Annotated in this window: 14 protein-coding genes; all 14 read left to right on the plus strand. The window is 57.2% G+C overall.

The features are described from left to right. The first annotated feature begins 122 nt into the window (after positions 1-122). On the plus strand, positions 123-1,724 hold the full coding sequence (locus D6Z24_RS16745) for a CTP synthase (protein ID WP_129127747.1): 1,602 nt from the start codon (positions 123-125) through the stop codon (positions 1,722-1,724). Between the two features lie 399 nt (positions 1,725-2,123). Further along, positions 2,124-2,945, plus strand: a complete 822-nt coding sequence (kdsA, locus tag D6Z24_RS16750) for a 3-deoxy-8-phosphooctulonate synthase (RefSeq protein ID WP_129127748.1) — start codon at positions 2,124-2,126, stop codon at positions 2,943-2,945. 325 nt (positions 2,946-3,270) lie between these two features. After that, complete coding sequence (locus D6Z24_RS16755) at positions 3,271-4,236, plus strand: KpsF/GutQ family sugar-phosphate isomerase (protein ID WP_129127749.1); 966 nt, start codon at positions 3,271-3,273, stop codon at positions 4,234-4,236. A gap of 189 nt (positions 4,237-4,425) precedes the next feature. Further along, a complete protein-coding gene (locus tag D6Z24_RS16760) occupies positions 4,426-4,941 on the plus strand; it encodes a KdsC family phosphatase (protein ID WP_129127750.1) in 516 nt (171 codons plus the stop codon). Between the two features lie 538 nt (positions 4,942-5,479). Continuing rightward, positions 5,480-8,254 (plus strand): SLBB domain-containing protein, encoded by a 2,775-nt coding sequence (locus D6Z24_RS16765; protein WP_129127751.1) that lies wholly within the window; start codon positions 5,480-5,482, stop codon positions 8,252-8,254. Between the two features lie 146 nt (positions 8,255-8,400). Beyond that, positions 8,401-9,594, plus strand: a complete 1,194-nt coding sequence (gene wecB, locus D6Z24_RS16770) for a non-hydrolyzing UDP-N-acetylglucosamine 2-epimerase (RefSeq protein WP_456237290.1) — start codon at positions 8,401-8,403, stop codon at positions 9,592-9,594. Positions 9,595-9,622: 28 nt separating this feature from the next. After that, complete coding sequence (locus D6Z24_RS16775) at positions 9,623-10,831, plus strand: GumC family protein (protein WP_129127752.1); 1,209 nt, start codon at positions 9,623-9,625, stop codon at positions 10,829-10,831. Positions 10,832-10,874: 43 nt separating this feature from the next. Next, entirely contained in the window at positions 10,875-12,131 is a 1,257-nt protein-coding gene (locus D6Z24_RS16780) for a hypothetical protein (RefSeq protein WP_129127753.1), read from the plus strand. 652 nt (positions 12,132-12,783) lie between these two features. Then, positions 12,784-14,247 carry an MATE family efflux transporter gene (locus tag D6Z24_RS16785; RefSeq protein WP_129127754.1) on the plus strand — a complete coding sequence of 488 codons (1,464 nt, stop codon included), beginning with the start codon at positions 12,784-12,786 and terminating at the stop codon, positions 14,245-14,247. 8 nt (positions 14,248-14,255) lie between these two features. Continuing rightward, a complete protein-coding gene (locus tag D6Z24_RS16790) occupies positions 14,256-15,227 on the plus strand; it encodes a hypothetical protein (RefSeq protein ID WP_129127755.1) in 972 nt (323 codons plus the stop codon). Between the two features lie 276 nt (positions 15,228-15,503). After that, on the plus strand, positions 15,504-16,448 hold the full coding sequence (locus tag D6Z24_RS16795) for a hypothetical protein (RefSeq protein WP_129127756.1): 945 nt from the start codon (positions 15,504-15,506) through the stop codon (positions 16,446-16,448). After that, positions 16,439-17,671: a glycosyltransferase gene (locus D6Z24_RS16800; RefSeq protein ID WP_129127757.1), complete on the plus strand. Its 1,233-nt coding sequence runs from the start codon at positions 16,439-16,441 to the stop codon at positions 17,669-17,671. Before D6Z24_RS16795 ends, D6Z24_RS16800 begins: the two co-directional genes overlap by 10 nt. Positions 17,672-17,698: 27 nt before the next feature. Then, a complete protein-coding gene (gene asnB / locus D6Z24_RS16805; protein ID WP_129127758.1) occupies positions 17,699-19,570 on the plus strand; it encodes an asparagine synthase (glutamine-hydrolyzing) in 1,872 nt (623 codons plus the stop codon). Between the two features lie 51 nt (positions 19,571-19,621). After that, positions 19,622-20,854 carry a glycosyltransferase family 4 protein gene (locus tag D6Z24_RS16810; RefSeq protein ID WP_129127759.1) on the plus strand — a complete coding sequence of 411 codons (1,233 nt, stop codon included), beginning with the start codon at positions 19,622-19,624 and terminating at the stop codon, positions 20,852-20,854. Positions 20,855-20,863 lie beyond the last annotated feature (9 nt).

Raw genomic sequence — 20,863 nt, forward strand, 5'->3', positions numbered from 1 at the left:
CATAAAATTTGTATAAGTTCTCTGTTCCGATTCGAAATTCGTCGTTGCCGCTCATGATGGTGGTAACGTAGAACGTAGAACGTAGAACGTAGAACAGTTTCTAGTTTGCGGAGGTTTTTTCAGTGAAGACAAAATTCATCTTTGTAACCGGCGGCGTTGTCTCCTCCATAGGTAAGGGACTCGCCGCCGCTTCTTTGGGCGCTCTGCTCGAGGCGAGGGGCCTTAGGGTCACCATCCAGAAGCTCGATCCGTACATCAACGTCGACCCCGGCACCATGTCGCCGTTCCAGCACGGCGAGGTCTTCGTGACCGACGACGGCGCCGAGACCGACCTCGACCTCGGTCACTACGAGCGCTACACCTCCAGCAAGCTCTCCAAGAAGAGCAACTTCACCACGGGTCAGGTCTACTTCTCGGTCATCGAGAAGGAGCGCCGCGGCGACTACCTGGGGGGCACCGTCCAGGTCATCCCGCACATCACCGACCAGATCAAGGCGAACATCCTCGAGAACGCGAAGGGGAGCGACATCGCCATCGTCGAGATCGGCGGCACCGTGGGCGACATCGAATCGCTTCCCTTCCTCGAAGCGATCCGCCAGCTGAAAAGCGACCGCGGCCCCGGCAACGTCCTTTACCTGCACGTGACCCTGGTCCCCTACATCAGGACCGCAGGGGAGCTGAAGACCAAGCCGACCCAGCACTCGGTCAAGGAACTGCGCGAGATCGGCATCCAGCCGGACATCCTCCTGTGCCGCTGCGAGCAGGAACTCCCCCAGGACATGAAGGCGAAGATCGCTCTCTTCTGCAACGTCGAGGAGAAGGCCGTCATCACCTCCCGCGACGCCGAGCACATCTACGCCGTGCCGCTCGCGCTGAACCTCGAGGGGCTGGACGACCAGGTCGTCGAGAAGCTCAACATCTGGACCAAGGCGCCGGACCTGTCGCACTGGCAGCAGGTGGTTTCCAAGCTCACCAACCCCGCCTGCGGCGAGGTCAGCATCGCCGTGGTCGGCAAGTACGTCGACCTGAAGGAATCCTACAAGTCGCTTTCCGAGGCGCTCACCCACGGCGGCATCGCCAACGACTGCCGCGTCAACCTGGTCTACCTCGACTCCGAGAAGATCGAGGAAGAGGGGGCGGACAAGTTCCTTGCCGGCGTGGACGGCATCCTCGTTCCCGGCGGTTTCGGCGAGCGCGGCACCGAAGGGAAGATCAAGGCGATCGAGTACGCCCGCGTCAACAAGGTTCCCTTCTTCGGCATCTGCCTCGGCATGCAGATGGCGGCCGTCGAGTTCGGGCGCAACGTCTGCGGGCTTCCCGAAGCCTTCTCCAGCGAGTTCAAGCCGGCGTGCAAGAGCCCGGTGATCCACCTCATGGAAGAGCAGAAGGGGGTCGACAAGAAGGGTGGCACCATGCGCCTTGGCGCGTACCCCTGCTCGCTCGTCAAGGGGACCTTCGCGCAGAAGGCCTACGGCGCCACCGAGATCTCCGAGCGGCACCGTCATCGTTACGAGTTCAACAACACCTTCCGGGCCGCACTCGAGGAGAAGGGTATGATCATCTCCGGCGTGTACAAGGAAGGGAACCTGGTTGAGATCATCGAGCTCCCTGACCATCCGTGGTTCCTGGGGTGCCAGTTCCACCCGGAATTCAAGTCCAAGCCGCTCAACCCGCACCCGCTCTTCAAGGCCTTCATCGGCGCAACGAGGGCACGCAAAGGCTAAAACCGATTCATACAGGGATGAAGGGGATGCACGGGATAAAAGCTTAAACCTTTACTCACGCAAAGCCGCAAAGACGCAAAGACAAGCACAACAGAAGAAAAGACTTTGGTTTAACCCCAAAAAGCCTTTCGGGTTAGGTTTACTTTGCGACTTTGCGTCTTTGCGTTACAAATAGTTTTGGTTTCAGGTTTTACCCATTAACCCCCTTCATCCCTGTTAATATTTTGTCTCTGTCTCTCTTTGCGACTTTGCGTCCTTGTGTGACAAAGATTTTATGCCTTGGTTCAGTTTTTATCCCTTTTATCCCCTTCATCCCTGTTAAAATGGTTCTGCCTTTGACTTTCTTCGCGGCTTTGCGACTTGGCGTGACATCGTTTTTGTAAGGTTATAGGAGAAGTTATGATTCGTGAGATCGCTGTAGGTGACATAAAGATTGGTGGCAACAGGCCGCTCGTGCTGGTAGCCGGGCCGTGCGTCATCGAGAACGAAGCCGCGACGCTGCGCCACGCCGAACGCCTCATGAGCATCTGCAACGGCGTAGGCATCCCGCTCATCTTCAAGGCCTCCTACGACAAGGCGAACCGCACCTCGGTCACCGCCTTCCGCGGCCCCGGGATGACCGAAGGTCTCAGGATCCTCGCCAAGGTGAAGGAATCCCTCGGCGTCCCCGTGCTCTCCGACATCCATTCCATAGAACAGGTTGAGCCGGCCGCCGACGTCCTCGACGTGCTGCAGATCCCCGCCTTTCTCTGCCGCCAGACCGACCTCCTGGTCGCCGCGGCCAACACCGGCAAGGTGATCAACGTGAAGAAAGGGCAGTTCTTAGCCCCGTGGGACATGAAAAACGTCGTCGGCAAACTTCGCTCCTGCGAGAACGACAACATCATCCTCACCGAGCGCGGCGCATCCTTCGGCTACAACAACCTCGTCGTCGACATGCGCAGCTTCCCGATCATGCGCTCCACCGGCTTCCCGGTCATTTTCGACGCCACCCACAGCGTCCAGCTTCCGGGAGGCGAGGGGACCTCGTCCGGCGGTCAGCGCGAGTATGTGGAGTTTCTCTCCCGGGCCGCCGTCGCCGCCGGAGTGGACGGCGTCTTCATGGAAGTGCACGAAGAGCCCGAGCAGGCCCTTTGCGACGGACCGAACTCCGTTCGTCTAGACGACCTGCCGGTGCTTCTGAAGAAGCTGAAGGCGATCGACGCCATCGTGAAACAGTAAAACCGAAAACCGACTCAAACAGGGATGAAGGGGATGAATGGGATAAAGGCTTAGAACCTTTTTTCACGCAAAGACGCAAAGGCGCAAAGAAAGACAAACAGGCAAGCATTTGGTTTAAACCCAAAATCTTTGTCTTTAGGTTTCACTGTTAAATTGCTTTTAGGTTCTCTTTGCGACTTTGCGTCTTTGCGTGACAAGAGGTTGTCTTTGTTCCGGTTTATCCCTTTCATCCCCTTCATCCCTGTTAAATTGTTTTTGAGGTTTTCTTTACACCTTTACGTCTTTGCGCGACAGTGATTTAGGTTTCAGCTTTAAGGAGTCCATTTTGATATTAGAAGAAGCGAAGAGGGTGATCCGCGTCGAGGCAGAGGCGCTTTTGAACCTCGAGTCCTCCATCGACCAGGCCTTCGAACAGGCCGTGCAGATGATACTCAACACCCAGGGACGCGTCGTCGTCACCGGTATGGGCAAGTCCGGCCTCATCGGCCAGAAAATCGCCTCCACCATGGCCTCCACCGGCACCCCCGCCTTCTTCCTGCATCCCGCGGAAGGGATCCACGGCGACCTCGGCATGATCATGAAGGGGGACGTGGTGATCGCCATCTCCAACTCCGGTGAAACCGACGAGGTGGTGCGCATCCTCCCGATCATCAAGCGCCTGGGCGCGTCGCTCATCGCCATGGCCGGCAATCCGAACTCCACCCTCGCGAAAAGCGGCGACATCTTCCTCGACATATCCGTGAAGGAAGAGGCCTGCCCGCTCGGTCTCGCTCCCACCGCCTCCACCACGGTAACCCTTGCCATGGGGGACGCCATTGCCGTAGCGCTTTTGGTGAGCCGCGGTTTTAGGGCCGAAGACTTCGCCATGTTTCATCCCGGCGGGACGCTCGGGCGCAGGCTTCTTCTGAAGGTCGAGGACATCATGCACACCGGCGAAGGGCTTCCGCTCGTCTCCGCCGACACGCTGATGCGCGAGGCGCTCTTCACCATCACCTCCAAAGGGCTTGGCATCACCGGCGTCACTTCCGCCGACGGAGCGCTGATCGGAGTCATCACCGACGGCGATCTGCGTCGCGCCTTAGGCAAAGGGCTCGACATCATCAACCTCCCTGCCTCCGACCTGATGAAGGCAGGGCCCAAGCGGATCCGCCGCGACGAGTTGGCCGCCCGTGCTTTGCAGCAGATGGAACAATATTCCATCACGTCCCTCTTCGTGTTTGCCGACGACAAAGATGCCAAGCCCGTAGGCATTGTGCATCTGCACGATCTCCTCAAGGCCGGGATAGCTTAAAACCTTTACTCACGCAAAGCCGCGAAGACGCAAAGAAAGACAAAAGACACAAGATTTTGGTTTAACCCCAAAAAAGCCTTTCGGGTGTAGGTTTACTTTGCGCCTTTGCGTCTTTGCGTTATAAATCGTTTTGCTTTCAGGTTTTATCCCCTTCATCCCTGTTAAACTGCTTTTGTCTGAGAGGTTCTCATGGAAGATAGACTGAAAAAGATCAAGCTCCTCATTCTCGACGTGGACGGCGTCCTCACCGACGGACGCATCATCTTCGACTCCAACGGCGTTGAGAGCAAGTTCTTCAACGTAAAAGACGGCCACGGCATCAAGATGCTGCAGCGCTCCGGCATAGAAGTCGGCATCATCTCCGGGCGCGAGTCCCAGGTGGTGTACAACCGCGCCGTCGAACTCGGCATCGGCCAGGTGTACCAGAAGTCGCTGGACAAACTGGTCCCTTACCGCCAGATGCTCGAGGCCACCGGAGTGTCCGACGAGGAAGTCGCCTTCATGGGGGACGACGTCATCGACATCCCGCTGCTGAAGAGGGTAGGCTTTGCCGCCGCCCCCGCCGACGCGGTGCCCGAGGTCCTTCCCTTCGCCCACTTCGTCGCCAAGAACCGTGGAGGCTGGGGCGCGGTGCGCGAGGTGTGCGATCTCATCCTTAAGGCACAGGGGACATGGGAGACGGTCACTTCGAGATATTATGTATGATCTGACGCAAATTTAGATCGATTAGATCGAAATGAACACACAAAAGGAATGTCAAAAAACAGACATTCCTTTTTTATTTTGACGCTCATTACTGTCACACCGTTTCAAATTGCCCTCTCAAACTGTCAAATGCCCTGCTGCTTCCCTTTTTATTTTTTGTCGATACAATTGCTGTTGTTTCCCCATTCTTGCAGAATTAAAGAACAATACCATTTATAACAAAAACTGAAGCGACCAGAAGCGCCAAGATAGTGTGTTTGCATGGGTGGCGAGTGGTGCTGTGGCATGGAACCTGCTGGCATCCAGCCGGTGCACATGCGTGTTGGGATTGACTCACATGAGGGTTTTTTGAATTTACATAGCCCCTCATAAGTGCTATACCGTAGCGTCTGATCATTAGCTCATTCTGATTGGTCGTCCCAGTCCCAGGAGCGTGAAACGTTAGCACACTCAGCTGTCGGCGTCGATGCAGGGATACCCGCCTTATCTGTCCGTTGTACCTTCCGCGCCAAGCTACTTTTACGAGGTTCTCGAAGGCATGAAAAAAATACTGCTGTTCGCTGCTGCGCTGTTCCTGCTCACCGTCACCACCTCACATTCCGCAAGTACCTACGACAGCACTTCTCAGGGGAGTACGTACTACTCCGGCACCTCGGCAACCGCGCCTGCGCCGGTCACCTCCAGTTACTTCACGATCCCCGCACAGACGGATCAAAACGCTGCGACCTCTTATTCCCAATATCCGTCCCAGCAACAGACGACCGGGCAAACGCAGCCATACACGCAGCCCCAATCCAATTTTCAGATGCAGACCTACGGCGCGAAGCCGGTTTCCGGGCAGGTGCAACCTGCCGGTCAGAACACTGGAACGGCAAGGGGGCAGTCGTCGGTACCGGGGCAGGGAAGCGTGCAAGGCACCGTGCCGGGGCAACCCGGCGCCCAGCACGGTCTCCAGGGACAAAGCGGCAATCAAGCTCCTGCAGGCCTGAACAAGCAGCCCCAGCAGTACGACCAGGAACAGGGAAGACAGCCTCTTCAGCAGGCCGTCCAGCAGCCGGTAGTGCCCGCAGAACCTTCCGTGCTGGAAAAGGCGATGGGAGAGGACCCGGTTACCGCGGAGAACTCCCTCTCACAGCCTTACGGAGGGACCACCCTTACCCAGTTCGGGTACAACTTCTTCCGTCCCGAAATGAGCGATCCCCTTTCCGCACAGATGGACATCCCAGTCGGCCCGGACTACGTGGTAGGCCCTGGCGACCGTCTGATCGTCACCCTCTGGGGGAGCATTGACGGGACTTGGGAACTGGAGGTCAACCGCAGTGGCGAGATCGTCCTTCCCAAGGTGGGAGCGGTAAAGGTGGCGGGGCAGACCTTCGGCCAAGTACCTGCGCTGCTGAAGAACACGCTCGCGCGCATCTTTAAGGACTTCCATGTCAACGTCAACATGGGGCGGCTCAGGGTCATCAAGGTCTACATCGTAGGCGAAGTGGCCGCACCGGGCGAATACAACGTGAGTTCGCTTTCCACCATCATCAACGCGTTGGCGGCGGCCGGCGGCCCGACCAAAAACGGCAGCCTCAGGAACATCAAGATAAACAGAAACGGCACCGTCGTCGAGACGGTCGACCTCTACGATTTCTTCCTGAAGGGGGACCAGGGCAAAGCCGTCCGACTGCAGCCGGGCGACACCGTGTTGGTCCCGGTGATCGGCAAGGTTGCTGGCGTTGCCGGCAACGTCCGTCGCCCGGGCATCTACGAGCTCAAGGGAGAAAGCAGCCTGAAGGATCTGCTTGGGCTTTGTGGCGGGATCAACGCCACCGGTTACCTGCAGCGGCTCCAGATGTACCGGGTGCAGGCGCACGACAAGAAGATGGTGACCGAGATAAGCCTCGAGCCCGGTAAGAGCATCGAGGAGGCGACTGCCGGCATCAAGCTGCAGGACCTGGACCTGGTCAAGGTCCTGTCCATCGACACAGTCCTGCGTGGGTACGCGCGGCTCGAAGGGCATGTGCTGCGCCCCGGTGATTACGCTCTCAAGCCCGGCATGCGTGTCAGCTCCCTGCTGAAGGGGGACAACCTGCTGCCCGAATACCATGCCGCCGCCGGGCAGATAACCCGTTTGTTCCCCCCCGACCTGCACCCTGAAATCATCTTCTTCAACGTGACCCGCGCGCTCAACGGAGAGCCCGATTACGACGTCGAGCTGAAGGAGTTCGACCGTGTGAAGATCTTCTCGCGTACCGAGATGGAGGAAGTCCCCTTCGTCCAGGTGAGCGGTGAGGTGCTGCGACCGGGGCAGTTCCGCTATCTCGAGAACATGACCGTGCGCGATCTGATCATGCAGGCCGGCAACGTGAAGCTGAGCGCCTACCTCAAAAACGCTGAGATCGTGAGGGTCAAGCGTGCCGACTCGCGTGTCGTCACCATCGTCCTGCCCGTCGATCTCGAAGCGGCCCTCAAGGGAGGGGATGCAAACATCAAACTGCAGCCCCTGGACGAGCTTACCGTAAGGCGCATCCCCAATTGGGCGGACGCCACCGACCGCTACGTCACTCTGAGCGGCGAATTCGTCTTCCCCGGGACCTACCCGATCTACAAAGGAGAGCGTCTCTCCTCTGTCATCGCAAGGGCGGGCGGCTTCTCGAATCTCGCCTATCTCAAAGGGGCGAGATTCACGAGGGAGAACGTACGGAAACTGCAGCAGCAGCGTATGGACGAAGCACTGCAGAAGGCCCAGGAAGACATCATACACCTGCAGACCAACATGGCTCAGACCGCCGCCTCTGCCGAGGAGGTTTCCGCCGCCAAGACTACCTTGGAAGGTCTAACGCGCACCGTGGAGATTCTTAAAACAAGAAAGGCGGAAGGGCGCGTACTCATGGAGATCGCCTCTATGGACGAACTGAAGGGAGGCCCTTACGACCTGGAACTGCAGGGGGGCGATCAATTGACCGTTCCCAGCGACCCCGGCGGCGTCAACGTGATCGGCAACGTCTACAACCAGAGCACCGTAGTCAGCCAGCAGGGGCGCGACGTTGAATGGTACCTGCATCAGGTGGGCGGACCGACCGGCGACGCCGATACCAGCGAAATATACGTGGTCAAGGTGGACGGCACCGTCGTGAGCCAGGCGAACTCAGGGAAGTTCCTGTTCTACAACTCCTTCTGGGGGAAATCACTCGACTCCGGCGACACCATCATCGTGCCGCGCCAGTACGAGAAGACAGCGTGGCTTAGAACCGTGAAGGAGATAACCCAAATCCTCGGCAACGTAGCCATGACCGCTGGCGTGGCCATTGCAGCAGGTAAATAAGGAGAGGGACCCCTCAGCCCGATTAGATGGTTAAAGTCTTTCTGAGTGCCTTCGTTTTTTAACGTGCGGCGCTGTTGGTATAGAAACAACTGGCATGACTTGCAACGGACACATAAGTATTCGTCGTCTGAATTTTAGGTGTGAACTTGCTGTACAACGGTTCTGGTAAATGGGGGCTATTGATGTGCAAGGTATTACTGGTTTTCGGCACTCGACCAGAAGCTATAAAGATGGCGCCAGTCATCAAGGAGCTAAAGGGGCGCCCGAATAGTTTTTCTACCACAGTGTGTGTCACGGCTCAGCATCGCCAAATGCTTGATCAAGTACTTGAACTTTTTGACATCACTCCCGACTACGATCTCAATATAATGAAGCCGGGGCAGGATCTGTTTGATGTGACGTGCAACATTTTACATGAACTGAAGCGGGTGATTCAGATTGAAAGGCCCGAAATCATACTCGTTCACGGGGACACCACCACTACGATGGCGGCCTCGCTTGCCGCGTATTACTATCGCATTCCGGTAGGGCACATCGAGGCCGGTCTTCGTACTGGCAACAAGTTTGCCCCCTTCCCTGAAGAGATAAACCGTAAAGTAACCGGTGCCCTTGCAGATATACATTTCACCCCGACCGATCTCGCGAAATCCAACCTTATTAAAGAAGGTGTCTCGCCGGACGCTGTCCATGTGACGGGAAACACGGTTATCGATTCGCTTTTCATCATCAGTGAGCGATTGCGATCAGATAACCGCCTGAGTCAGGAACTCAAAAAGCGGTTCTCCTTTTTGGATCCCAATAAGCGGCTGATTCTCGTCACGGGGCACCGCAGAGAGAATTTCGGCAGGGGGTTCGAAGCGATCTGTAAGGCGCTTGCTGAAATCGCACTTGCCAATCCTGATGTTGAGATTCTTTATCCTGTACATCTGAATCCTAATGTACTCGAACCTGTGCAGCGCATCTTGGGTGGAATGAAATATCGAAACGTGCATGTGATTGAACCGGTGGACTACCTTCCTTTTGTTTACTTGATGCAGCGTGCTTTTTTGATACTGACGGATTCTGGCGGAATTCAGGAAGAAGCTCCTTCTCTGGGAAAGCCGGTGCTGGTTATGAGGGATACCACCGAGAGGCCGGAGGCTTTGCAGGCTGGAACCGTCAAGCTCGTGGGTACGGATGAAGATAGGATCTTCGCTGAAACCCAGCGCCTGCTTTGTGATCCTGCGGTTTATCAAGCCATGAGTCGTGCTCACACGCCTTATGGTGATGGTCACGCTGCGGAACGCATCGCAGATATCCTTTCAAATCACAAGCTGCCGAACCAATCAACTTCCTATTAGCCTATATAAAATAGGCACGAGGGCGTGAATGTCTTTATCTTCTGAGGAACGACTGACCCATACCGAAAACAGCAGGATGTTCGGTTTCCTTGATTGCGTTCAGATTGTGTTGCAACGCTTTAAGATGATAGCGGTAATAACGCTGGTGGGTGCTTTTGGAACGGCGGCGTACAGTTTGACGCAGTCTAACGTGTATCAGTGCAAAGCCATGATCATTCCTGTACAGGAAGACAAGAACTTGATGTCTTCCATGTTGTCGCAGTTGGGCGGGCTGGCGACTCTGGCGGGCGCATCCGTTGGAGCGCCTACCACCGGTGATCTGTACGTCACGATGCTGCATAGCGAGACGGTACTGGATGGCGTGATCGACCGTCTTCACCTGATGCAGCAGTTCAAGAAGAAATATCGCTACAACCTTTACGAACATTTTGATAAGGCGATGGAGGCTGTGGTCGGCAAAAAGGACGGAGTCGTTTCCATAACGGTGAAGGATACCGACCCTAAACGGGCCGCGGATATAACGAATGCACTTTTGGATGAGCTGGCGAAACTCACCGCGGATTTGAGCGTCAAAAGTAGCGGCGCCAACCGGAGTTTTCTCGAAGGAAGGCTCGCGTCCGCGAAGGTCGATCTCGCTCAAGCCGAAAATGCCCTCGCTGCTTTTCAGCGCAAGAACAAGACCATCGCCTTGCCCGAGCAGGCCCAAGTATCGATCGGCGAAATTTCCATGCTGAACGGTCAAATCGCCATCAAAGAGGTAGAGCTGGCGTCAACAAGGCAAAGATTCACCGAGGCGAGCCCGGAAGTCAAGATGGTCAAGGCCTCCATCGAAAGCATGAAACAGCAAATAGGAAAGCTGGAAGGAAACGGCGGCGGTAGCTCGATCCCCTCTATCGGGGCCGTTCCTGCCCTGGCGCAGGATTACATACGCCTCACCAGGCAGTTCAAGATTCAAGAAACCTTGGTCGAGGTCTTAACCAAGCAGTACGAGATGGCCAAGCTGGCGGAATCGAAATCGGTCAAATCTTTCAATATTCTGCAAAACGCGAAGGTGCCGGAAGCGAAGGTCGCACCGGCCAGGGCGAAAATGGTGAAGGTCGCGGCTTTTCTGTCCCTGTTGCTGGGCCTCTTCGTGGCGTTCATGCGGGAAGGCATCGCCAGGATGCCGGAAGCGGACAAAACCCGTATGAGATCTCTTCTGCCCGGCTATTTGAAACGGTTTTTCCCGGAATTATGAGGCGGCATCAACCGCAAAGGCTCTATCTAATGGACAATGACGCATGATATTGAGCAAGACCTTCATGTTTAGACTGTCCGCACTTGCGTTCGTCTGTTTCGCGACGCCGGCTCTCGCTTTTTATCTGAGGGGGGTGGCAGGTTTGTTCGCCTTTCTTACCGCGGCAGGCGTCCTTGGCTTCGCCGAGGGGGCTTGGCTTCCCTTCTTTGAAAGGTTCAAAGACGGGCTCTGCCGGTTCAAGTGGTTTTTCCTGGCCCTGCTCTGGTACTTCGTCGGCCTGTGCGCAAAAGTCTACTACTACGGGGACGGTCTGGCCGACTGGCGTCTGGTAATGAGCCCCGTCGTTTTGTTCCTCGCTTCCGCTTTCGCCGTCGGGTTTCTTTACGACGAACGATGCTATCGCCATTTCCAGATCATGTTTCTCACGGGCATCGCGATTCAATCAGCCTTCTTGATTCACGCCATTGTTACTGATGTCGTTGCGTTCAGGACCACCTTGTTGGAGACACATGGCGCTTGGGTCTACGGGGACCAGGCTGGATTTGCTCTGGTGGCGATGGTGTTCCCTACTCTTGTCTGGCGCGCCTTCAAACAAACGGGGCTTCTCAAGGTTCTTTTGCTTGCCTGCTGCGTAACGATAGCCGTTTCACTAGCTATCTGCACCTTCGCGACCCCCGTCGGTTTGCTCTTTCTCGCCGTGCTTGTCGTCGTCCTCGTCTCGCTCTTTTTCCCGATCACGCGTAAGAGCTATGTGGTGGCAATTTTTTTTGCCGCCTTTTTATCGATGGCCTCCATCGCGGGATATATCGCCACTCGCGACAACCCTCTTTTGGGTAACGCATATTACAAGTTATCCAACGTGGTGGACGATCCGAAATCCGGCGGCTATCGCGGCCGTGATGCCGAGGAAGGTTCGAGATGGATGCTCTCTGGCATTTCCATCAACAGTTTTTTAGAAGCGCCGCTTTTCGGCCGGGCCAGGGGGGGCGTCAGGAATAGCACCTATCTGGGAGGTCATTCCTCAATTTTCGATTACCTTGGCGGATATGGCATGCTGGGGGGAGGGATGGCGTATTGCTTCACCATCTTTTTTCTGCTCGCGGTGTCCTGGCGGCGCTTTGCGAGCGAGAGGTCATGGGAAACCATGCTCTGCTTCACCTCGGTGCTTTTGCTGGTGGTCGGAGGCGTCGTCAATCCGTACTGGGACGGCTGGCAACCGGCGTACGTACTGCTTTTGGCCCGCCCTGTGTCGCGAGCGGTGCACCCGCGCCGTCACTTGCCTGATGAGGGGAACATATAATGTCGGACACCAGATTCTCGATGGTCATTTGTACTTGCGATGCGTACAGCGATGCCTGGCACCCTCTTTTTACCCTTTTTGAGAGGTACTGGCCCGAGCTAAAGAATATCCCCATCGTGCTGAATACGGAGACTGCCTCGTATCAACATGAGGGATTCGATATCGTCTCGCCCCAGTTGTACAAGGACCACCCGTCCCCAGCCTCCGTTCCGTGGTCGAAGAGGCTTCGGCGCACCCTGCAAGAGGTCGTAGACGCCGAAGTCGTGCTGATTTATCTCGACGACTTCTATTTGCGCAGCCGAGTCAATGCCGATCGGTTCGACGTCTGCCTTTCTTATTTGGAACAGGACCAAAAGATAGCCAACATACAGCTTTTCACCTGTCCTCTTCCTTATACTCCCGTTGCCGAGTATCCCTGGCTCTTGAAAAGGGACAAGAGGTCGCCATATCTGTTCAGCCTGCAGGCGGGCTTGTGGCGCCGTGACCGACTACTGCATTTTCTGAGGGATCACGAGTCACCTTGGTATTTCGAACGTTGGGGCTCCTTGCGCGGGCGTAGGTATCCTGACGATTTTTACGCCCTCGCTACCATAGACGGCAAACTCCCCATTCTCGACTACTGCCCGTCGACCCAGGGGGTGAGCAAGGGACTGTGGCTACCGCAAACGCCGGAATTATTCGAAAAGGAAGGGATCGAGATCGATCTCTCGGCAAGGGGAGTCATGCCTTATGGCTGGAAACCGCCTCGCCGCCGCCGCAACTGGTTCGCGACGGCACGCAACATATTCCGGTCGCTATGCCCGTGATGAAGGCGTTTTCGAAAAGAGCGTTCGAGTCCAACACGCTGCGCGTCATATCAGCGCTGGCCGGAGGCAACTTCCTCGCTACGCTGATCGGCGTCTTGGGTTCGCTCGTACAGGCGCGGTACGTGTCACCCGCGGATCTTGGTTACTTCCGCGGCTTCACCATTGCGACCGGATACGCCTTCTTTTTTCATCTTGGTTTACTGGACGCCATGCAGAGGCTGTATCCCTACTACGTCGGTAAGGGCGATGACAACCGGGCCCGCTCCATCGCGGAAATTTGCCAGGCCTGGATGGCGGGCGTTACCGTCGTCGTCTCTGGTGCGTTCGTGCTCATGGCCGCGGTGTCTCTTTGGCGCGGCAATGAGCGCGCCATGCTGGGGTGGTTGGTGCAGGCGCTGGCCATGGTCGGATTCATCTACGGCGGCTATATGAGCGCGACATATCGCTCCGGCCACGATTTCACGTCCTTAGCCAAGGGAGGGGTCTATTCGAGCATCGCGTCGGTGCTGGTCCTTCCGCTCTTCCTGCTTTGGCCGTACTTCGCGATGGCTGTGCGAAGCGGCATTTCCAGCCTGGTCAACATCCTTTATCTCCATGCGCGTCGTCCGCTGCGACTCAAATTGAGGTTCGCGTGGGGAGAGTGGTTCGAGCTGGTAAAAGGGGGCATCCCCATCTTTGTCGCTTCTTACGGGGCGGCCACACTATGGTCGGTCGTCGAAACCTCCCTCGTCCTGAGGTTCCTCGGTGCGGGCGCCCTGGGGCTTTGGTCCATGGGGTTCATGGTTCTTGAAGCGGCCAACAAGGTGCCCCAGGCGGTAACCGCGGTGTATGTGCCGCGCCTTACCGAAACGTTGGGAAGGACCTCGGACGTGGCGGCTTGCCTTCGCTTGTGCAAAAAGCCTCTGGCTTTCGGTGTCCCGGCCATGATTGCCCTGGCCGTTGTAGGCTCATTGGCGCTGCGTTTCCTCGTTCCGGTCGTGATGCCGAAATACATTGCTGCGATACCGACCATGTCCCTCATGTTGCTTATGTTGCCCCTGATCGTATTGGATACGCCTTACGCCATCCTCGTGGCCATGGGTAAGATTTTGCACCAGAATGTCGCCGTTTATGCGGGGTTGGGTTCCTTCGCCCTGCTCGCTTTGGCTGCGATCAATCTCGGCTTTGGCCTAAACGGTGTGGTGGCCGCCTCCCTGGTTGGCCGGGTCGTCAGGCTGGTGGCCGTATATACGAGCCTTTACCGCGTCTCCAGATACCCGGTAGTCGCCGAAGCAGCGATGCCGGCTCAAACCTCACAGACGGAAGCTTAGGGAACCGGATGAGATTCAACAACGTATGGACGCATGTAGAAGCGATTAAAAGAGCGATGCGGCCCTTGGTCAATCGGCCGGTTGTCGGGAAGACCTTGCGTCTTTTGGAGGCGTGCAGGTATCTCGATCCCATGGTGTGGCGCCCTGAGGCCTGCAATCACAGCATCAGGGACGCCCTGCTTTCCAGCGAACCGATCGCCGTCGGCAAATTGGGATCGGTGGAAATGTTCGCGCTGAAAAAATACCTGATGTACAGGGATAGTCCTTCCGCTGCGGACCTCACAGCGGTAAATCGGCAGATCCTGTTCACCAATGCCGGTGTTTTCCCTAACGAGTACCCCACCCTGGAGCGATACGCGCGGCTCATGACCGAGAAGGTGCTGCCGCACATGTCCCACACGGTGGTGTGGTTCAATTTCGGTGAAGCGCGCATCGTGAAAAAGTACTGCCCTGAGGCGAAACTGCTAGGCATGGGGAGTCTGGCCCCCTTTCTTTGGCAGGACGCGTGGACCAAGGCTCTCGCCGGGAAAAAGGTCCTGGTCGTTCATCCTTTTTGCGGCACCATATTGCGGCAATACCCGAGGCGGAGGCTCATTTGGGGAGAGCATGCCGATCGCGTTTTGCCTGATTTCGAATTGGACGTACTCCCGGTACCGCTTTCGCCCGCGCTGGTCCCGCCGGTGTACACGGACTGGTTTGCTGTGCTTGATGCACTGCAGCTGGAAATGTCTTCCCGCGACTTCGATATAGCTTTGGTCGGGTGCGGTGCCTATTCTCTCCCGTTGGTGGTACATGCCAGAAATCTGGGGCGTCAAGGGATTCACCTGGGTGGCGGTACGCAGATCCTGTTTGGCATCCGGGGAGGGCGCTGGGACAAGATGCCGGAATACAACCGGTACTACAATGAACATTGGATAAGACCCCTTCCAGAAGACACACCTCAAAATACCAACATTATCGAAGGTGGGTGTTACTGGTGATAATCGGAGTTCAGATATAAGTTTCCTGAGCATAGCTAAAGCCTTTTATGACGCGGCGTTTCCGGGCTTAAAGGGATTCTTGAGAAATGGAGACGACCTCTGTCGAGCAGATAGAGAAGCTCGACATCCACGCTTGTAGGGTGAACAAGGGCTATGTGCTTGTATTCACGATTCCCAGCTCGGTGATCCACATCGACGGTCGCTTCGAGTGTTACAGCGGTAAGCCCTTTCTGAACAGACTTATGTAGTCTTGCATCACAACGAGGTACATCTTTTATGTCATTAGCCGTATCTGGGAAATCACCCGCTGTATTGTTGCTCGTCTTCAACAGGCCAGAGCAAACCGAACTGATGTTGGAGGCCATAAAGAAGGCCGGGACGTCGTCGCTTTACGTCGCCTGCGATGGTCCTAGGCTCGACAAGCCGGACGACGCGGCAAAAGTGCAGGCGGTTCGAAGATTGATCGAAGACATCGACTGGTGCACCGTTCGCACCAACTTCAGGCAAACCAATCTCGGTTGCGGGCGCGCGGTCAGCGATGCGATCACCTGGTTTTTGTCAGAGGCGGAAGAGGGGATCATTCTCGAGGACGACTGCCTTCCCGATACGACTTTCTTCTCGTTCTGTGCCGAGATGTTGGAGCGTTACCGGCACGATACCAAGGTCATGCAGATTGCCGGCTTCAACTTTCTCGGGGAATCCTGCGACCATTCTTGTGACTACCTGTTCAGCAATTTCGGCTGGCAGTGGGGGTGGGCCACCTGGAGGCGCGCTTGGCAGAAGTTCGACCTGAAGATGACGGATTGGCCCCGTTTCAAGGCGATGGGGTTGCACCGCCAATTTCCGTTCTACAAGGAGCGTGTTGAAGTATTCGACCTAGTCTACGGCGGCAGCATCGATACGTGGGACTATCAGTGGCATTTTGCCATGGCCGCGCACTCAGGCATCTCCGTGGTGCCGTCCGTGAACCTCGTGAAAAACCTCGGTTTTGGATGCGGCACCCATTCCACTTCCGCAGCCGGTTTTGAACGCTACAACGTGAAGGTGCGCCCGATGTCTTTCCCCTTGAAACACTGCGACTTCGTTTACGCCGACCGTCAGTATGATGATCGTTTGGTAAAGGCGGTGTGCAGTCTGCCTCTGGGCGTAAGGCTCGTGCGGAAAGCGGCTCGCATCTATCGCCGCTTCCGGCCAAAGTCGGGGGGGGCGGCATGCGGATAGGTCTGATCACCTCCTGGTGCGAGGGGGGCGCGGGGCATGTGTCAAAAGCCTACGAGCGCATCCTGCAGCAGAGGCACGAAGTCTTCATCTATGCGCGTGGCAGCGTAGCCGACACCGATGACAGGATATGGAACCTCCCCACCGTGACGCGGGCTCCATACCATCCAAGCACCACGGGGGTGCACGCCGCTCATTTTACCGGCTGGGCGAAGCGGCACGGCATCGAGGCTGTCATCTTCAACGAACAACGGCACTGGGAAGGTGTCGTGCTGGCTCGAAAACTGGGACTGCTGGTCGGCGGTTACATAGACTACTACACGGCCGACACCGTCCCGTTTTTTGACCTGTACCATTTCGTGATCTGCAACACGAGAAGGCATTTCGAAGTGTTCAAGTGCCATTCCCAGCCATGCTACTGTCCCTGGGGTACTGACACCTCGGTATATAAACCAGGGCCCGCCCAAGCGCAGCGGCCCCTGACCTTCATCATAAGCTCCGGCCTCTCCGGCGCTTATGCCAAAGCTCAGCCCTGGATGGACAGACGCGGGACCGGCATGGCGTTGGAGGCCTTCGCGAAGGTCGCCGGCGATTGCCGCCTGGTTGTGCTGAGTCAAGTCCCGTTGGATCAGTGCCCGGACGAATGGCGCAGGGTGGCGGAAAGGGATAGGCGCATCGAATTCCTTGTCGGCACCTTTAACCCCGTTCCCTATGCACTCGGTGACGTGTACGTCTATCCCTCCAGGCTCGATGGGATCGGGCTCACCCTTCCGGAAGCCTTGAGTTCCGGGCTCCCCGCGATCACCACGGACTGCCAGCCGATGAACGAATTCGTCAGGCAGGGCGACAACGGTATGCTCGTCGACGTCATGGAATTTCGTGCCCGTCCCGATGGCTACTACTGGCCGGAGTCCATCTGCAGCCTCGACCGGCTCGTAGAGGCCTTCGCCTTTTACGTCGACCACCCCGATGAGGTCACCCGACAGGGGCGTCTGGCACGCGAGCTTGCTGAACGTGACCTCTGCTGGGAGAAAAACGCCTCTTTTCTGCCTGATTGGCTGGAGACGGTGGCCAAGGTGCCGTTTCACGAACAGGAAGACTTCCAGTGTCTTGCCCAAAAAGCGATCAAGTATGACATGGTTCACAATCCGAAGCCGTTTCAGTCGCTGCTGGTAGCGGTGAAGGCGCTGCTGTACCACTCGTGGAGACGTTTCAGATACCAATAACCATCACTTCAGGTCACCGGGATTTTTATGTGCGGAGTTGCGGGAATCATTGGGAAGTCTGCCGACGCTGAGCTCGTTCGCAAAATGGCCCGAACCTTGGTTCGAAGAGGCCCCGATTCCGACGGGATCTGGGCCGATCCGGGCGGAGGCGCCGCACTCGGCCACACGCGTCTTTCCATCATCGATCTGTCGGATTCAGGACGGCAGCCGATGACGACCGCAGACGGTCGGTACTGGATCGTCTTCAATGGCGAGATATTCAACTATCTGGAGTTGCGCAAGCAGTTACTTGGGCTGGGGGGCTGCTTTCATTCCAATTCCGACACCGAAGTGATCCTTGCCGCCTTCGAGCGCTGGGGAACCGCCAGTTTCGGTCTCTTGCGGGGTATGTTCGCCTTCGTTCTCTGGGACCGCGAGGCGCGTCGGGCATATTTGGTGCGCGACAGGCTCGGCATTAAGCCGCTTTTGTGGGCGGAGGTGCCGGGCGGACTGGTCTTTGGCTCGGAAATCAAGGCCGTTCTTGCTTCGGGCTTGGTGGAACCGGTCATGGAGCCTCTGGCGCTCTTCGATCTTCTTGCTACCGGTTCGGTCTCGCATCCTCGCACCATGGTCCGAGGCGTGCACTCCGTAGCACCCGGCACCTTCATGGTCCTTGACGCCAATGGCGAACGTCGGGTATCCGGCTACTGGGACGCGGCAGGCGCGGCCGCCAAGCTTCGTCCCCATCTGTCCGCCCTGCCTTACCAGGAGTTGGTCGCGCTCACGAGGGCGAAGCTTGAGGAAGCCTGCCGGTACCATCTCGTTTCCGATGTGCCGGTCGGGAGTTTTCTTAGCGGTGGCATTGATTCCACTGCGATAACCGCCCTCATGTCCCGGTACATGGCGGAACCGGTGCGGAGTTTCACCGTCGGGTTCGCTGAAACAAATGGCCTGAAGCATGAACTGGATGGGGCGAGGATCGCTGCCGACTTCCTAGGATGCAGGCATCATGAGATTATCGCAGACGGGAAGGGCTTTTCCGAGCTGTTCGATGATTTCATCCGGACCATAGATCAGCCAAGCTACGATGGGGTCAACAGCTATTTCGTGAGCCGTGCCGCCGGCAAGGAGGTCAAGGTCGCCCTCTCCGGTCTGGGAGGCGATGAGATTTTTGGCGGATACCCTCATTTCGCGCGGTTTGCCACTGTGGAAAACGCGCCCGCGAAGAGATTCGACCCGTTGCTGAGGCTGTTGCACAGACTCCGCCCCAGCCACTATACCCGCCTGGCCGATCTTCGCGGCCAGAGCCGGGCGGCGCGCTACGCCGGGATGAGGCGGCTTCTTTGCGATACGCGCATCGCCGGCAGCGTCACCGCGGCCATGATGGGCTCGTTCACCAAGGGATTTGTCGAGGCTGCCATAGAACCGCTTCTCGACGCTGCTCTGGATTCAATCAGTCAGACGACATTGGTCGAGTTTAACCGTTACCTTCCCGACACGCTGTTGCGCGACGTCGACGTGGTGAGCATGGGGCACGGGTTGGAGGTCCGCCCTGTGATGCTGGATCACCTCCTGGTGGAGCACGCCCTCGCCTTGCCTCCCAGCGCAAAGCTCCGTGAAGGCCGGCATAAGTCGGTACTCGTCGATGCGGTGCGGGATCTGCTTCCTCCTGCGCTCCTCGACCGCCCGAAGGTCGGCTTCGAGCTCCCGATCGGGGATTGGCTTAGGAGTGAACTGCGCGAGCGGGTCCGCTGGAGCCTCGAATCGGCAGCGGCACGCAGCCTTTTTGACCGGGAGTTCCTTAGAGGATGCCTTGCGTCGGTCGACTCGCAGGCTAATACGGCCATTCTCTGGACTGTCGTCGTGACGGTCTCTTGGGCAACCGAAACGGGTTGTCTTCCGTTGAACGAAGCCGGGTGAAAGTTTCCTGGAACAGCCATGCGAGGCCGAATTCCGTACAAATGAGATCTTATGAAAGTTCTTTGGCTCAGTAACAAGGTACTCAGTCCCCTGGACAGCGGCACCACGGGGACATGGCTCGAGGCGATGGCCCAGAGCCTTTCAGCCTCCGACGGCCTGCAGCTTGGCAACATATCGTTGGGCGGCGTCTGCGAACCTTCCAGACAGGATCTCGGCACCGTCAGTCAATGGGTCATGCCTGCGGTCTTGCGCCCGGGTGGGGACGGTCTTCCCCCTCGGGAGACGGTCGCCGCTATCGTAAAGGCCGTGGATGAATTCGCGCCCGATCTCGTGCATGTCTGGGGGACCGAGTCCTTCTGGGGGTTGCTGACCAGCCGCGGCATGATACGCAGGCCCGCACTTCTCGAAATGCAGGGGCTGAGCCTTTCCATATCGAGCGTATATGGAGGTGGTCTTACGCTTCTGGAACAGCTAAGGTGCGTGGGGCTCAAGGAAATTGTCCGGGGCAACTCCATCTTGCAGGGGCGAAAGCGGTTTGAGCGATGGTCCACGCTTGAGCGTGAGATGATCCAAGGGCACGATTTCATTTCCACGCAATCGAGTTGGATGCGGGCGCAGGTTCTCGCCATGAATTCCGGCAGTACCGTATTCACGACGGACCGGGTGTTGCGTCCTCCCTTTATCACCGGTGAGCAGTGGGAGTATCACGGAGACCCTGTCATTTTCTGCTCAGCGGCCTATTCCTCTCCCTTCAAGGGCCTCCATGTCGCGGTGAGAAGCCTGGGGCTTTTGAAGCGGCGGTTCCCGAACGTCAGGCTTCATATCGCCGGCTTGCACCAGCGCGCAGGCCTGCGTAGAGACGGATACATCGCATGGGTGCAGGGGGAGGTGCGCCGGCTGGGCCTTGAGGAAAACGTCCGCTGGCTCGGGGCCTTGTCCGCGGGAGAGATCGTTGGAGAAATGCGGAGGGCTTCCGCGATCCTTCTCCCTACGTACGTGGAGAGTTACTGTCTCGCCCTCGCGGAGGCGATGATGCTCGGCGTCCCGGCGGTAGTCACTTATACCGGCGGTACTTCCTGTCTTGCACGTGACGGGGAGTCTGCGCTCTTTTTCGCTCCTGGCGACACGGCGATGTGCGCATACCAGTTGGAGCGGATCTTATCGGACCGTGAACTGGCCTGCAGCATCTCCAACATGGCACGCACGGTCGCCCTGGCTCGTAACGACACCCAGAGGATCATTGCCAATCAGATCGAGATATACAAAAGGTTATGCGACAGATGAAAGGAGGTC

This window comes from Geomonas oryzae, from assembly GCF_004117875.1.
GTDB classification, from domain to species: domain Bacteria; phylum Desulfobacterota; class Desulfuromonadia; order Geobacterales; family Geobacteraceae; genus Geomonas; species Geomonas oryzae.

Coding starts and splice junctions, on each gene's coding strand:
- asnB (WP_129127758.1), top strand. CDS start 17,699: ATGTGCGGAGTTGCGGGAATCATTGGGAAGTCTGCCGACGCTGAGCTC.
- kdsA (WP_129127748.1), top strand. CDS start 2,124: ATGATTCGTGAGATCGCTGTAGGTGACATAAAGATTGGTGGCAACAGG.
- D6Z24_RS16795 (WP_129127756.1), top strand. CDS start 15,504: ATGTCATTAGCCGTATCTGGGAAATCACCCGCTGTATTGTTGCTCGTC.
- D6Z24_RS16765 (WP_129127751.1), top strand. CDS start 5,480: ATGAAAAAAATACTGCTGTTCGCTGCTGCGCTGTTCCTGCTCACCGTC.
- D6Z24_RS16790 (WP_129127755.1), top strand. CDS start 14,256: ATGAGATTCAACAACGTATGGACGCATGTAGAAGCGATTAAAAGAGCG.
- D6Z24_RS16800 (WP_129127757.1), top strand. CDS start 16,439: ATGCGGATAGGTCTGATCACCTCCTGGTGCGAGGGGGGCGCGGGGCAT.
- D6Z24_RS16780 (WP_129127753.1), top strand. CDS start 10,875: ATGATATTGAGCAAGACCTTCATGTTTAGACTGTCCGCACTTGCGTTC.
- D6Z24_RS16760 (WP_129127750.1), top strand. CDS start 4,426: ATGGAAGATAGACTGAAAAAGATCAAGCTCCTCATTCTCGACGTGGAC.
- D6Z24_RS16810 (WP_129127759.1), top strand. CDS start 19,622: ATGAAAGTTCTTTGGCTCAGTAACAAGGTACTCAGTCCCCTGGACAGC.
- D6Z24_RS16775 (WP_129127752.1), top strand. CDS start 9,623: ATGTCTTTATCTTCTGAGGAACGACTGACCCATACCGAAAACAGCAGG.